The organism is Streptomyces sp. NPDC091289 (assembly GCF_044757365.1).
Classification (GTDB): Bacteria; Actinomycetota; Actinomycetes; order Streptomycetales; family Streptomycetaceae; genus Streptomyces.
Genome location: NZ_JBIVUT010000003.1, coordinates 62288 through 75734, shown reverse-complemented (window position 1 = coordinate 75734; position 13447 = coordinate 62288). Strand labels below are relative to the sequence as shown.

The following is a 13447-nucleotide window of genomic DNA, read 5'->3' as shown; positions in this document are numbered from 1 at the left end:
GGCATGCGAATCCGGGGCGGGCGTCTCCCGGTCGGCCGGAACGCGGCCGACGCCTCCGGGGGCGGCTCCTCCGGTGACGGCTCATCCGGGGACGGTCCTGCGGCCGACGGCCCGGGCTCCGTCGGGGCGGGGCCGCTCGCGTCCCCCTGGGCGCGGGGCGCGGCCGCGCTGCTCGCCGGGGCGCTGCCCGCGCTCGCCTTTCCCGCGCCCGGTCTCTGGTGGTTCGCCTATGGGGCACTGATCCCCTGGCTGTTGCTGATCCGCACGGCGCGCTCGCCGCGCCGGGCGGCGCTGGACGGGTGGATCGGCGGGACCGGGTTCGTCATCGCCGTGCACCACTGGCTGATGCCGAGCCTCCACATCTTCATCCTGCTGCTGGCCGCCCTGCTCGGACTGCTCTGGGCGCCCTGGGGACTGCTGGTGTCCCGGCTGCTCGGCGGGTCCCCTTCCGCGCCGCGTGCCGTGGCCGCCGTGGTCATCGTGCCCTCCGGGTGGCTGATGATCGAGCTGGTCCGGTCCTGGGAGGGGCTCGGCGGGCCCTGGGGGCTTCTCGGCGCGAGTCAGTGGGAGGTCGCCCCCGCCCTGCGGGTCGCCTCGGTCGGCGGGGTGTGGCTGGTGAGCCTGCTGGTGCTCGCGGTGAACACCGGCGCGGCCCTGCTGATCGCCGACCGTGCGGCCCGTACGACCGCCGGGGTCCTGCTGGTGGTGTGCGCCCTGTCCGTCACGGCGATGTGGGCCTGGGCGCCCCGGCCCGCGAACGCCGGGACGGTCAGGATCGCCGTCGTGCAGCCGGGCGTCGTGGAAGGGCCGGGAAGTGTCGCGCGCCGCTTCGACCGGGGCGAGGAACTGACCCGTTCGCTGGCCGGCCGGGGCGTGGACCTGGTGGTGTGGGGCGAGAGCAGCATCGGGGCGGGTGCGTGGCAGAACCCGGAGACCGCGCGGCGGCTGGCGGAGCTGTCCCGCCGGGTCGGCGCGGATCTGCTGGTCAATGTGGACGCCCGGCAGACGGACGGCTCGGGGCGGTCGGGGATCTTCAAGTCGGCGGTGCTCGTGGGTCCTGACGGGCCGACCGGGGACCGCTACGACAAGATGCGGCTGGTCCCGTTCGGCGAGTACGTCCCGGCCCGCTCCCTGCTGGGGTGGGCGACCTCCGTGGGCCGGGCGGCGGGCGAGGACCGGCTGCGCGGCGACCGCCAGGTGGTGATGACCCTGCCGGACGGGGCGCCGGGGCTGCGGGTCGGTCCGCTGGTCTGCTTCGAGTCGGCGTTCCCCGACATGAGCCGCACGCTGGTGCGCGACGGTGCGCAGGTGCTCGTCGCCCAGTCGGCCACCTCGACGTTCCAGGACAGCTGGGCCCCGGCCCAGCACGCGTCGCTGGGGGCGCTGCGGGCGGCCGAGAACGGCCGCCCGATGGTCCACGCGACGCTCACCGGGATCAGTGCGGCGTACGGGCCCCGGGGCGAGCGGGTGGGCCGCCCGCTCGGCACGGACGCGAGCGCGGCGGAGGTGTTCGACCTGCCGCTGGCACGCGGGCAGACGCTCTACGGCCGGCTCGGCGACTGGCCGGTGTACGGGGCGCTGGCGGCGCTCGCCGCGCTGTGCGCCGTGGAGGGACTGCGGGCCCTCAGGAGGCCTGCTCCAGGGCCTCCCTGACCACGCGCTCGCACAGCTCATGGGTGGCCAGGGCATCCCGGGCGCTGAGCGTCTCGCCCCGGCGTACGGCGTCGAGGAAGGCGTGCACACAGGCTTCGATGCCGCGCTGGCGGGCCACGGGGACCCAGTCGCCGCGCCGCCGCACACTGGGCTGGCCCTTGTGGTCGATGACGTCCGCGAGGTTGAGGACCTGTCGCTTGGAGTCCTGGCCGGAGACTTCGAGGATCTCCTCGGTCGACCCGTTCAGCCGGTTCATCACGCCGATCGCGGTGAATCCGTCACCGGAGAGCTGGAGGACGACGTGGTGCATCAGGCCGTCCACGATCCGCGCCCGGACGGTGGTGTGGTCGACGGTGCCCGGGGCCAGGAAGCGCAGCGTGTCGACGACGTGGATGAAGTCGTCGAGGATCATGGACCGGGGGTCCTCGGGCAGTCCGACCCGGTTCTTCTGCATGAGGATCAGCTCGCGCGGGTGCTCCGCGCACTGCGAGTAGCCCGGGGCGAAACGGCGGTTGAAGCCGACGGCGAGACTGACGCCACGCTCCTCGGCGAGGTTCACCAGCCTTTCGGACTCGGCGAACTCGTAGGCGATCGGCTTGTCGACATAGGTGGCGACACCGGCGTCGAGGAGGCGTTCCACGATCTGCGGGTGCACGGCCGTCGGGGCGTGCACGAAGGCCGCGTCCAGCCCTTCGGCGATGAGGGAGTCGAGGGTCGTGTGGCGGTTTTCGGCCGGGATGCGATGGGCGTCGCCGACCGTGTGGAGCGTGGCGGGGGTGCGGGTCTGCAGATGCGGTTCGACCCCCGGTACGGCGGTGAGCACCGGCAGGTACGCCTTCTGCGCGATATCGCCGAGCCCGATGCAACCGATCTTCACGAGGTCTCCCTGTCGCCGTGCCGCGCCGCGCCGCTGTGCGCTGCTGATCGCGGCTGTTCACACCCCCGGCAGCATACGTCGCCGCCGTCGGCCGGATCTCGATTCCGCCCGCAAAACCCCTGGCCAGAGACATGATCATGAGTGAGGATGGCCGCCATGACTTCTTCCGGAACCTCTGAACGCTCCGAGCCCGCCTTCGACGCGGCCGAACGCCCCATGCTGGAGGGCTGGCTCGACTACCACCGCGAGACGCTCGCCATGAAGTGCGCCGGTCTCACGGACGCGCAGCTGCGCGAGGCGTCCGTCCCGCCCTCCGCGCTGACCCTGCTCGGCCTCGTACAGCACCTGGCCGAAGTTGAGCGCTTCTGGTTCCGCGAGATCCTGGCGGGCGCGGAGCTGCCGGACCTCTACTCCACCGAGGAGGACCCGGACGCGGACTTCACGGTGACGGAGTCCACCACCTGGGCCGGGACGGAGTCCGTCTGGCGGGCGGAGATCGCGGCGGCCCGCGAGAGCGCCGCCGCGTTCGGCCTGGACGACTTCTCCAAGGGCCTCAGCTCGTCGGGCAAGCCGTTCAGCCTCCGCTGGATCTATCTGCACATGATCGAGGAGTACGCCCAGCACAACGGCCACGCCGACCTGGTGCGCGAGCGCGTCGACGGCGCCACCGGCAAGTGACGTCGGGCACCCGGCGCGGCGTCCGATTCGGCGTCCGGTTCGGTGCGCGCCGCTGACCGGGTCACTCGTGCGGGCCAATCCCCGCCCACCGGGCCCCCCGGGGGCCGGGCCGCACCGCAGAGTTGCCGGGTGCAGAGAACCAGAATCACCGCGAAACTCCTGGTCGGGTTAGCGGTCACGGCCGTCTCCGGCTGCGTCTCGGTGGAGCCCGGAGCCGTTCCTTCCCCGCGTCCCGGGGCCGCCGGGCCGGGCCAGGACGTGGCCCCGCAGATCGTGCAGCCGCCCGCCCGTGAGGCGCTGGAGGTCGTGCCGGATCCGAGCCCGCCGGCCGCCCGCCCGCCCTCCCCCGCGCCCCCGGCCGCCGACGCTCCCGCGGAGGCCCGGCGCACCGGACCGGCGGGGGCCGCCCGCCCCCGGGAGCGCGCGGATCCGCCGAGGCCCCGGACGCCTCACCGGATCCCGGACGTCCCGTCCGCGACCGTGCCCGCCGTGCCGCGCGCCCCCGGCGGCGGTGCGGACATCTGCGCCCTCGGCCGGGGGTACGGCGGCTGGCCCGCCGGCAGCCAGGAGGCCCGCATCTGCGAGGAGGCGTACGGCCGCTGACGCGGAAACCCCGCCGGAGCCGTCCCCCCGGAGGGTCACTGCTCCCGCATGCGGAGCTCCAGCCGGTCGATCGCGGCCCGCACCCCACCCCCGTATCCGTCGTCCGCGAGCGATTCGGCCGCGGCACGGGCCCGCTGGAGATGGATGCGGGCCGAGTCGGGGCGCTGGAGCTTGAGGTAGTCCGCCGCGAGGTTGAGGTGCAGCGAGGGGTAGAACGCCCGGACGGCCGGGGTGTCCCGGTGTTCCGCCGCCCGCACCCCACCCGGCCGCTCGTCGGCACCGGGCCCTTCGCGGTCCCCCGCCCCCTCGGCATCGCCCGGTCCCCCGGCGTCCTCCGGCCCCTCGGCGGCTCTCAGTCCCTCGGCAGCCGTCAGGGCCCGCAGATCCCAGGCCAGCTCGTCGCCGGGGTCGTCCTGGGTGTCGGCCATGTAGTGCGCCAGGGTGCAGCGGTGCAGGGCGTCGCCGTCCGCCCCGAGCTCCGACCAGAGCGCACCGAAGCGGTTACGGGCCTCCTCCCGGTCACCTCCGTGGAGCAGCATGATCGCCTGGCCGATCCTGGTCATGACGGCGTCGTCGGACGCCTCCTGCTGCTCCACCACTGCGGTCTCCTCGTCGCCCGTCCAGCCGGTTGCCCGTCCGTCCGACGCTAACGCCGGACTTCCGCATAACCGGTCAGACACGGGCTCGGAGGTCTCAGGGGTCGTCCCACCGACCGGGCAGGGGTCAGCCGAGGACGGGGATCCGCCAGTCGATCGGCTGGTGCCCCTGGGCGGCCACGGCCTCGTTGATCTGCGTGAAGGGGCGGGAGCCGAAGAACTTCTTGGCGGACAGCGGCGAGGGGTGGGCGCCCTTCACCACCACATGGCGCCCCTCGTCGATCAGCGGCAGCTTCTTCTGCGCGTAGTTGCCCCAGAGCACGAAGACCGCCGGGTCGGGCCGGTCGGCGACGGCACGGATCACGGCGTCGGTGATCTTCTCCCAGCCCTTGTTCTTGTGGGAGTTGGCCTCGCCGCCCCGCACGGTGAGCACGGCGTTGAGCAGGAGGACGCCCTGCTCGGCCCAGGGCATCAGATAGCCGTTGTCCGGGATCGGCAGGCCGAGCTCCTGCTGCATCTCCTTGTAGATGTTGCGCAGGGACGGGGGCGTCTTCACGCCCGGGCGCACGGAGAAGCACAGCCCGTGTCCCTGGCCCTCGCCGTGATACGGGTCCTGGCCGAGGACGAGGACCTTCACCTTGTCGTAGGGCGTGGCGTCCAGGGCGGCGAAGACCTGCTCGCGCGGCGGATACACCGGGCCCTTCGCCCGCTCCTCCTCGACGAAGTCCGCCAGTTCCTTGACGTACGGCTTCTGGAGTTCTTCGCCGAGAACGGCGCGCCAGGAATCGGGCAGCAGGTCGATATCGGTCACGTCCACAACCTCCGGTGAGCAACAGGTTCTTGATCCCAGAACCTACCGGTCACCACTGACAACGGGCCTCCGAGGAGGCCCGTCGTCACGTTCCTACCAGCTGGCCTTGCGGTACAGCTCCCACATCTGCATGACGGTCTGCGGGTCGAGTGCGCGCTCGCCGCCGCCGATGTCCTCGCCCGCGGCGACGTACAGCTTGCCCTGCCACAACGGCAGCAGCCGGACGTCGTCGACGAGGATCTCCTGGGCCCGCTCGAACTGCTTGCTCACCGCACCCCGGTCGCTCTCCTGGCGCGAGGCGGGGATCAGCTGCTGGGTGATCTCCTTGTTGATGTACGGGGTACCCGTGACGCTCTCCTTGCCCACGAACGGGGCGATGAAGTTGTCGGGGTCCGGGAAGTCCGGGAACCAGCCACGGCCGAAGACCGGGTACTCGCCCTTGTTGAAGCCTTCCTGGAACTTCTGCCAGGGCTCGCCCTGCAGCTTGATCTCGAACAGTCCGGAGCCTTCCAGCTGCCGCTTGAGCTCTTCGAACTCGGGCTCCGTGGAGGAGCCGTACCGGTCGGTGGTGTACCAGAAGCTCATCTTCACGGGCTCGGTGATACCGGCCCCCGTGAGGATGTCCTTCGCCTTCTTCACGTCCGGGTCGCCGAAGGTGTCGAAGAAGCTCGTGGTGTGTCCGGCGATGCCCTTGGGGATCATGGAGTAGAGGGGCTCGGCGGTTCCCCGGTAGACCTTGGCGACCAGGGCGTCACGGTCCACGACATGGGCGATGGCCTTGCGGACGGCGGGGTTCGCGGAGGCCGGGTCCTTCGGGTTGAAGACCAGGAAGCGGATGTCCGCGCCGGTGCTCTCGACGATCTGGAGGCCGGCGTTGTCGGCCTTGTTGTCCTCCAGGCTGACGACCTCCTCGGCGGTCAGACCCCGGTAGGTGGCGTCGATCTCGTTCGCCTTGAGCGCGCTCACCATGTCGCCGGACTTCTCGAAGTAGCGGATGGTGACCGCGTTGTTCTTCCGGTTGGCGAAGCCCTTGTAGTCCGGGTTCTTCTTCAGCTCGGCCGTGGCCCCGTCCTCGTAGGACTCCAGGAGGTACGGGCCGGAGCCGGTGACCTTGCCGTCCTCGCGGATCTTGTCCTTGCGGTAGTCGCCGGGGGCGACGAGCGACATGGCGGGCGTGGCCAGGATGAACGGGAACGTGGCGTCGGACTTGTTCAGGTGGAAGACGACCGTGTCGTCGCCCTTGGTCTCGATCCGGTCCAGGGAGTCGAGCATCCCGGCCGGACCGCCCTTGAAGTGAATGTCCACGATGCGGTCGATGGAGTACTTCACGGCCTCGGCGTCGAGCTTCTCGCCGTTGGAGAACTTGAGGTTCTTCTTGAGCGTGCACCGGTAGGCCATGCTGGTGGCGTCGGTGAACTTGCAGGATTCCGCCGCGTCCGGCTCCGGGCTCGTGCTGCCGGTGGGGAAGCTCACCAGGGTCTGGTAAACGTTCCGCATCAATTCCCAGGAACCGTCCCAGGCCGCCGCCGGATCGAGTGTGGACGGGGAGCTGGTCGTCCCGACGGTTATCTTCTGGTCCTTTTCCGATCCGCTGTCGGAAAGGAGACCGCAGCCGGCCAGCAGAGAAAGGGAAGCTAGGGCTGCAGCAGCCTGCAGACTGGCCCGGTAGAACACGTGCACGCTCCTCGATCAGCCATGGGTCGGCAGACCATACCGCAGCGCCCCACCAGGTCAATCCGCTGACCCGGCGGGGCACTTGACTCAATCAGGGCCAAATCGGTTCAGGCTGCTCTCAGCCCACACCCGCGTTGAGGAAGATTCCTCCGTCGACCACGAGGGTCTGCCCGGTGATCCAGTCGGACTGCGCGGAGGTCAGGAAGGCCGCCGCACCCCCGATGTCCTCGGGCACACCGAGCCGGCCCAGCGGGTAGGCGGCGGCAGCCTCCGCTTCGCGGCCCTCGTAGAGCGCCTCGGCGAACTTCGTCTTGACCACGGCCGGGGCGATGGCGTTGACCCGGACGACCGGGGCGAACTCGTGCGCCAGCTGGGCGGTCAGATTGATCATGGCCGCCTTCGACATCCCGTACGCGCCGATGAACGGCGAGGGGGCGACGCCGGCGACGGAGGCGATGTTGACGATCGCCCCGCCGTTCTCCTTCTGCCAGGCCTTCCAGGTCTGCTGGGCGAAGCCGAGCGCCGAGATCACATTGGTCTCGTAGACCTTGCGGGCCACGTTGAGGTCGAGCTCCGCCATGGGGCCGAAGACCGGGTTGGTCCCGGCGTTGTTCACCAGGTAGTCGACCCGGCCGAACGCCTCCATCGTGCGCTCGACCGCCGCGGCCTGGTGCGCCTCGTCGTGCGCCTTGCCCGCGATGCCGATCACCCGGTCGGAGCCGAGCCGCTCGACTGCCTCCTTCAGGGCGTCCTCGCCCCGGCCGGTGATGACGACCCGGTCGCCGCGGGCGACGAACGCCTCGGCGATCCCGTAGCCGATGCCCCGGCTCGCGCCCGTGATGAGGGCGACTTTCCCGCTGTCCTGCACCGTCATGTTGTCCGCTGCCCTTCGGATCAGTTGAGGGGTCCGCCGGCCACGTACATGACCTGGCCGGAGACGAAGCCCGCGTCGTCGCCCGCGAAGAAGGCGATGGCGTTCGCGACGTCCTCGGGACGGCCGACGCGCTGGACGGGGATCTGGGTGGCGGCCGCCGCCTGGAACTCCTCGAAGCCCATGCCGACACGGGCGGCCGTCTGCGCGGTCATCTCCGTGACGATGAAGCCGGGCGCGACGGCGTTGGCCGTGACGCCGAACTTACCGAGCTCCTTGGCGAGCGTCTTGGTGAGGCCCTGGAGCCCCGCCTTGACCGCGGAGTAGTTGGCCTGGCCCCGGTTGCCGAGGGCCGAGGAGGAGGACAGCGAGACGATCCGGCCGAACTTGGCCTCGACCATGTGGGCCTGGACGGCCTTCGCCATCAGGAACGCGCCCTTGAGGTGCACGTTCATCACGAGGTCCCAGTCGGACTCGCTCATCTTGAACAGCAGGTTGTCGCGGAGCACGCCCGCGTTGTTCACGAGGATCGTCGGCGCGCCCAGCTCGGCGGCGACCCGCGCGACGGCGGCTTCCACCTGGCCGGCGTCCGACACGTCGCAGCCGACGGCGAGCGCGGTGCCCCCGGCGGCGGTGATCTTCTCGACCGTGTCCTTGCAGGCCGCCTCGTCGAGATCGAGTACGGCGACGGAGCGGCCCTCGGCCGCGAGGCGTACGGCGGTGGCGGCGCCGATGCCCCGCGCCGCTCCCGTCACGATGGCGACGCGCTGCTCGGTGGTGGACATGCTTGGTTCTCCTCGCCCTTGGATCGCGGCTCAGCGGACGTCGGGGCGTTTCCCTGACAGAAAGACTCCCGATCGCTGAGCAACCGCTTAGTACCTTCAGCAGACGAGACGCTAGAAGCCCTGGCACCCGGTGTCAACGGCGCACGCCCCGGCGGGCCGCACGTCACACCGGGCGGGAGCTCCCGCCGCTGTGCCGTCGCGGCCGTCCGGGGCGTGGATCAGCGCACGAGGAGGTCGAGCAGCCGCTCCACCTCGCCGGCCGGGTCGGTGGTCAGCCCGCTGTGCACGGCGCCGGGCTGGACGACCGTGGAGCGCGGGGCGATCAGCCAGCGGAACCGCCGTCCGGCGTCGTCGCCCGCCGCCTGGCCGGCCCCCTCACCGCCGCCGCAGACCCCCTCGACGGCGCGCAGGGCGGCCCGCACGCCGACGACGTCGGCCCCGGGGTCCAGTGCCCGCAGCTTCGCCTCGTCCAGGTGCGTACGGGCGGCGACGAACGAGTGCGCCCGGCAGTAGACGAGCACCCCGGCGTTGAAGCACTCCCCGCGCTCGACCCGGGGCACGACGCGCAGGAGCGCGTACTCGAAGACATCGCGCCGCGTCATCGGCCGCCCTCCTCACCGGTACGGACGGCTGCCGCGGCGCGGTCGTCACCGGCCGGCTTCGGCCGCGGTGGAAGCCGCTCGGTGAGCCAGCCCGGGGCCCGGGAGGGCCGGGTCGCGGCCGGCTCGTCCAGCGTGATCCGCTCATGGATGTCGGCGGCGCGCGCGAGCAGCGGTGCGATGTAGGCCCGGCGCACCTCGTCGGCGGATCCGAAGCCGGGCTCGTCGGCCAGCCAGACGTCCGGCACGTCGGCGGCCACCTCGGTGAGCAGTTCCTCGGTGACCAGCGGGGAGAGCTCGGCGGCGGCGGTCGCGATGTCCGGCCCGAAGGGGGCCAGAACGTGGTCCGAGGCGTTGTACGGCTTGGCGGCGGAGGCCTGGGCGCCCGGCCAGTTGTGGTGCCAGATCATGGTCGCGCCGTGGTCGATGAGCCAGAGGTCGCCGTGCCAGACGAGCAGATTGGGGTTGCGCCAGGAGCGGTCCACGTTGTTGATCAGCGCGTCGAACCAGACGATCCGCCCGGCCTCGGCGGCCCCGACCTCGTAGGCCAGCGGATCGAACCCGAGCGAGCCCGGCAGATAGTCCATCCCGAGGTTCAGTCCGCCGCTCGCGCGGAGCAGCTCCTGCACCTCCTCGTCGGGCTCGGCGAGTCCGATGACCGGGTCGAGCTCGATGGTCACCAGCTCGGGCACCCGCAGCCCCAGCCGGCGGCCGAGCTCCCCGCAGATGATCTCGGCGACGAGCGTCTTGCGGCCCTGTCCCGCCCCGGTGAACTTCATGACGTACGTGCCGAGATCATCGGCCTCGACGATCCCGGGGAGCGAGCCGCCCTCACGCAGGGGCGTGACGTAGCGAGTCGCGGTGACTTCAGAAAGCATTCCGCCAGGTTATACGGGGACGCGACCTTTGAATCAACGGCGAGCCGAACGGCGCCGTCCGGCCGCGCCGCGTGAGCGGTCTGTCTCCGGCCGCCTCCGGAACCTCCGTTGCCGACCTGCTGGAGAAGCAAGGGCAAGGGGCCTGCGTGCGGCGGGGGCAGAAGCCCCGAACCAGGTTTCGCGCACGGCGAATTGGCTTCGGTCGGGACCTTGCCACCCGGTACACCTGACCATGGCTCAATGCCGAGCGTGATCTCACCTCTGTCCCGCGGATTCGAGTAGCACATGGTGGAGTCCCTGCGCCCCGACGATCCCCGGCGCATCGGCCCTTACCCACTGCACGGCCGGCTCGGTGCGGGAGGCATGGGGCAGGTCTACCTCGGTAGGTCACCGGCCGGCCGCAAGGTCGCGGTGAAGGTCATCCGGCCGGAGCTCGCGGCCGCCCCGCGGTTCCGGGAGCGCTTCGCCCTCGAGGTCGACGCGGCACGACGCGTCGGAGGGTTCCACACCGAAGGGCGAGCTGCAGGAGGGCTTCGTGCACGCCCTCGCCATCAGCCCCGACGGCAGGACCCTGGCCGGATCCCTGGCCGGATCCCTGGCCGAAGACCTGTACGTGTGGGACGTTCCTTCCGGCCGGCGACTCGACGTGCGCAAGGACGGGCACTCCGGGCCGTTGGCCTTCACCCCGGACGGCAAGCAACTGGTCACCGCACGCCCCTTGGTACTGCGGGAGCTGCCGTCCCTTCGCCGCGTGGTGACCATCGACGAGGAGCAGACCAACCGGGAGACCGCGGTGTTCAGCCCGGACGGCAGGACCGTGGCCGCGGGCTTCACCAGCTACACCTCCTCCGAGGACACCGCGCTCCTCCGGCCGGTCCCCTGAACCTGCCCTCCGCGTCCTGAACCACGAACGGCGCATAGGTGTCAACACGCCATTCCCAGCCACCTGATGTGACTGAAACAGATCAATGCCTCAATAATTCCGGCCGGTTGGCCTACGCTTTGCATTCCCCTCAACCCCCGAACGGGGGTTCGACGTGTCGTGAAAGGTTTCGCTTCTCGTGGCTGGCACCGGTGTCTGCAGGGTCGTCAGGTCGGGGCCGCTGCGGTGAGCCGACCGTCGAGGGAGCCGAGGCGCGCCACCGGTGCGAGCGCCGTCGTCGCCGGATGCGCCATCGCCCTGTCGGCCGCCGCCGGTGTGGGGTGGATCGCCGTCGGCGTGGACGCCGAGTGGCACCGGGCCCTCGCGGGAGTGTGTGCCGCGGCTGTCGTCCTGCTGACCGCCTGCGTACTGATCCTTGCCCGGCGGCTGTCCACCGAACGCGCGCACCGTGCCCGGGAGGCCCGAGTGGCCACCGCCCGGGGCGCCGAGGTGGCGCATCTGGCCGCCCTACGCGTACCGGCCATCGCCGAGCGACTGCACACCGGGCAGCGACTGGACGGTGTGCCGGGGCCGATGACGTCGCCGGAGGAGACCGGTGAGGAGTTCGCCCGGGCGCTGGACTCGGTCGTCGTCGCGCTCGGCTCGGACACGGCCGTGCACCGCGAGCGCACCCTGCGCGACTCGGTGCAGGCCGCCTTCGAATCCGTGGCGCGCACCATGCACGTGATGGCCACCGTGCAGCAGCAGGTCCTGGACGAGGTCGAGCGCTCCATCGAAGACCCTCATCTGATGGCGAACGTGATGAAGGCCGACCACGCGGCCTCGCAGATGACCCGCAAGGCGCAGACGCTTCTGGTGATGTGCGGAATCTGGCCCACCCGTCGGGAGACCCGACCGGTCTCGCTCTACGACTGCGTACGGGGCGCCCAGTCCCGGATCGTGGAGTTCGGGCGGATCGAGGTGCACGGCGGACAGACCCTGTACGCGGTGCCCCCGGCCGCGGAGGGGCTGATGCACTCCATCGCCGAACTGCTGGAGAATGCCACGGTGTTCTCACCGTCCAGTTCCCCCGTGGTCGTCAGCGTGCGGGAGGTGGGCTCCGGTGCGGTCATCGAGATCGACGACGCCGGGCTCGGGATGCCGCCGGACGTCCTGCACCAGGCCCTCGGCCATCTCCGCGACGACCTGGACCTGACCCGCCTGGGCGCGGTGCCCCGGCTCGGCCTGGCGTGTGTCGGGCGCTGGAGCCAGGAGCTGGGCTTCAACGTGGAGTTGAGCGGGTCTTCGGCGTACGGCGGCACACGGGCGGTGATGTTCGTACCGTTCCGGCTGCTGACCGACCCGCTGCCGAGGCCCGCCGCGCACCGCCGCCCGGCGGTCGAACCGGCCGAGCCCGTCGAGCCCGCCGTCCCCCCAGCGGGCGTACGCGACGACGCCCCCGAGCCGGCCGGCGTACCCGCCCCGACGGCGGCCGCCCTGCCCCGGCGGCGCAGCCGGCGCGGTGCCGCCCGGGCCGCGACCGCCGCACGGCACTCGGTGCCCGATCCGCTGCCCGACGCGCCCGTCGAACCCTGGACGCCGGAGGCGGCACGCGCCTCGATCGCCAGTGTGGTGTCCGGGACGCTGCGTGGCCGGGCGGCCGTCGACGCGGACGGCGACACCGAACCGGCGTCGCCCCCGCACGGCCGACAGTCCCCGCCCAGTACCCCGCACGACCACGCCGGAGGCCGACCGTGACCGGAACCATCACTCGACTCCCCGACCTGGGATGGATGCTCCGCCCGCTGACCGAGATTCCCGGCGTCCGGCACGCCGTGGTGGTGTCCGAGGACGGGTTGCGTCTCGGGCACGCCTCCGCCGAGAACCTCTCGGGTCCGGTGGCCGGCCTGAGCGTCGCCGACGCGGAGTCGCTCTCGGCGGCCTGCGCGGCGATGGTCATGACGGGCCGGTCCACCAGTGCGCTGTTGTTCGGACGGGGTGCCGCGACACGCCAGTTGATGCTGGAGACCGACCAGGGATTCGTGCTGTTCACCCATGCCGGGGTGGGCGCGCACCTGGGGGTCGCCACCGATCTGGACGCCGACGTGGGCCTGGTGGCCCAGCAGATGCAGTTGCTGGTGGCGAAGATCGGCGCACACCTGAGCAGCCTGCCCCGGGACGAGGCCGCCGCGACGTGATGACAGAGCGGCCCGAGGTGCCGAGGGCCTCGGCGATCCGCCCCTATGTCATCACACGGGGCCGCACGGAGTCCGAGGGCGAGCCGCTGTCCTGGGAATCCCTGGTGATGACGGCGGAGGCGGCGTTCCCCGCCAGCCTCCAGCCGGAGCACCTCGCCATCCTGACGCACTGCGAGGGGCTCATCTCGGTCGCGGAGGTGGCCGCTCACCTCGGCCAGCCGCCGTCGGTCGCGCAGGTGCTGCTCTCCGATCTCCTCCGCTGGGGGCTGATCGTGACCCGGCCGCCCATCCCGACGGCCGAACACGCCGATGTGACCATGCTCAGAAAGGTCCTCCATGGTCTCGAAAGCTGCCTCTGAAAC

Annotated in this window: 15 protein-coding genes; 7 read left to right on the top strand and 8 right to left on the bottom strand. The window is 71.5% G+C overall.

The genetic code is table 11. The features are described 5' to 3' along the window. Positions 1-3 precede the first annotated feature (3 nt). Positions 4-1653, top strand: coding sequence for an apolipoprotein N-acyltransferase (gene lnt, locus ACIQPT_RS04520; protein ID WP_401152668.1), 1650 nt, complete (start codon positions 4-6; stop codon positions 1651-1653). On the opposite strand, the gene ACIQPT_RS04515 is transcribed toward lnt, so the two are convergent. Next, positions 1625-2530, bottom strand: a complete 906-nt coding sequence (locus tag ACIQPT_RS04515; RefSeq protein ID WP_401152666.1) for a Gfo/Idh/MocA family protein — start codon at positions 2528-2530, stop codon at positions 1625-1627. The genes lnt and ACIQPT_RS04515 overlap by 29 nt on opposite strands. Before the next feature lie 156 nt (positions 2531-2686). On the opposite strand from ACIQPT_RS04515, the gene ACIQPT_RS04510 reads away from it, so the two are divergent. Both ACIQPT_RS04510 and ACIQPT_RS04505 read left to right on the top strand, forming a co-directional pair. Continuing rightward, positions 2687-3208 carry a DinB family protein gene (locus ACIQPT_RS04510; RefSeq protein ID WP_401152664.1) on the top strand — a complete coding sequence of 174 codons (522 nt, stop codon included), beginning with the start codon at positions 2687-2689 and terminating at the stop codon, positions 3206-3208. Between the two features lie 129 nt (positions 3209-3337). Next, positions 3338-3811 carry a hypothetical protein gene (locus ACIQPT_RS04505; protein WP_401152662.1) on the top strand — a complete coding sequence of 158 codons (474 nt, stop codon included), beginning with the start codon at positions 3338-3340 and terminating at the stop codon, positions 3809-3811. 35 nt (positions 3812-3846) lie between these two features. On the opposite strand, the gene ACIQPT_RS04500 is transcribed toward ACIQPT_RS04505, so the two are convergent. From ACIQPT_RS04500 to ACIQPT_RS04470, 7 genes are all read right to left on the bottom strand, one after another. Then, on the bottom strand, positions 3847-4410 hold the full coding sequence (locus tag ACIQPT_RS04500; protein ID WP_401152660.1) for a hypothetical protein: 564 nt from the start codon (positions 4408-4410) through the stop codon (positions 3847-3849). 124 nt (positions 4411-4534) lie between these two features. Continuing rightward, positions 4535-5218 (bottom strand): uracil-DNA glycosylase, encoded by a 684-nt coding sequence (locus ACIQPT_RS04495; RefSeq protein ID WP_401152659.1) that lies wholly within the window; start codon positions 5216-5218, stop codon positions 4535-4537. A gap of 93 nt (positions 5219-5311) precedes the next feature. After that, positions 5312-6892: an ABC transporter substrate-binding protein gene (locus ACIQPT_RS04490; protein ID WP_401152657.1), complete on the bottom strand. Its 1581-nt coding sequence runs from the start codon at positions 6890-6892 to the stop codon at positions 5312-5314. Between the two features lie 118 nt (positions 6893-7010). Then, complete coding sequence (locus ACIQPT_RS04485; RefSeq protein WP_401152656.1) at positions 7011-7766, bottom strand: SDR family oxidoreductase; 756 nt, start codon at positions 7764-7766, stop codon at positions 7011-7013. 20 nt (positions 7767-7786) lie between these two features. Continuing rightward, positions 7787-8548: a 3-oxoacyl-ACP reductase FabG gene (gene fabG, locus ACIQPT_RS04480; RefSeq protein WP_030582031.1), complete on the bottom strand. Its 762-nt coding sequence runs from the start codon at positions 8546-8548 to the stop codon at positions 7787-7789. Between the two features lie 218 nt (positions 8549-8766). Next, on the bottom strand, positions 8767-9150 hold the full coding sequence (locus ACIQPT_RS04475) for a DUF3037 domain-containing protein (RefSeq protein WP_401152654.1): 384 nt from the start codon (positions 9148-9150) through the stop codon (positions 8767-8769). Beyond that, complete coding sequence (locus tag ACIQPT_RS04470) at positions 9147-10025, bottom strand: HipA family kinase (protein ID WP_401152653.1); 879 nt, start codon at positions 10023-10025, stop codon at positions 9147-9149. Before ACIQPT_RS04470 ends, ACIQPT_RS04475 begins: the two co-directional genes overlap by 4 nt. A 535-nt stretch (positions 10026-10560) precedes the next feature. On the opposite strand from ACIQPT_RS04470, the gene ACIQPT_RS04465 reads away from it, so the two are divergent. The 4 genes from ACIQPT_RS04465 to ACIQPT_RS04450 all read left to right on the top strand — a co-directional run bounded on the left by ACIQPT_RS04465 (position 10561) and on the right by ACIQPT_RS04450 (position 13444). Next, positions 10561-10908 (top strand): WD40 repeat domain-containing protein, encoded by a 348-nt coding sequence (locus ACIQPT_RS04465; RefSeq protein ID WP_401152651.1) that lies wholly within the window; start codon positions 10561-10563, stop codon positions 10906-10908. 225 nt (positions 10909-11133) lie between these two features. Next, a complete protein-coding gene (locus tag ACIQPT_RS04460) occupies positions 11134-12645 on the top strand; it encodes an ATP-binding protein (protein WP_401152650.1) in 1512 nt (503 codons plus the stop codon). Then, positions 12642-13085, top strand: coding sequence for a roadblock/LC7 domain-containing protein (locus tag ACIQPT_RS04455; protein WP_401152648.1), 444 nt, complete (start codon positions 12642-12644; stop codon positions 13083-13085). Before ACIQPT_RS04460 ends, ACIQPT_RS04455 begins: the two co-directional genes overlap by 4 nt. Further along, positions 13085-13444, top strand: coding sequence for a DUF742 domain-containing protein (locus ACIQPT_RS04450; RefSeq protein WP_401152647.1), 360 nt, complete (start codon positions 13085-13087; stop codon positions 13442-13444). The genes ACIQPT_RS04455 and ACIQPT_RS04450 overlap by 1 nt, the downstream gene beginning before the upstream one ends. Positions 13445-13447: the final 3 nt, after the last annotated feature.

What these genes read in the sequence shown, in the direction of transcription:
- lnt (WP_401152668.1), top strand. Translation starts at nt 4, where the DNA reads ATGCGAATCCGGGGCGGGCGTCTCCCGGTCGGCCGGAACGCGGCCGAC.
- ACIQPT_RS04510 (WP_401152664.1), top strand. Translation starts at nt 2,687, where the DNA reads ATGACTTCTTCCGGAACCTCTGAACGCTCCGAGCCCGCCTTCGACGCG.
- ACIQPT_RS04485 (WP_401152656.1), bottom strand. Translation starts at nt 7,766, where the DNA reads ATGACGGTGCAGGACAGCGGGAAAGTCGCCCTCATCACGGGCGCGAGC.
- fabG (WP_030582031.1), bottom strand. Translation starts at nt 8,548, where the DNA reads ATGTCCACCACCGAGCAGCGCGTCGCCATCGTGACGGGAGCGGCGCGG.
- ACIQPT_RS04475 (WP_401152654.1), bottom strand. Translation starts at nt 9,150, where the DNA reads ATGACGCGGCGCGATGTCTTCGAGTACGCGCTCCTGCGCGTCGTGCCC.
- ACIQPT_RS04470 (WP_401152653.1), bottom strand. Translation starts at nt 10,025, where the DNA reads ATGCTTTCTGAAGTCACCGCGACTCGCTACGTCACGCCCCTGCGTGAG.
- ACIQPT_RS04450 (WP_401152647.1), top strand. Translation starts at nt 13,085, where the DNA reads ATGACAGAGCGGCCCGAGGTGCCGAGGGCCTCGGCGATCCGCCCCTAT.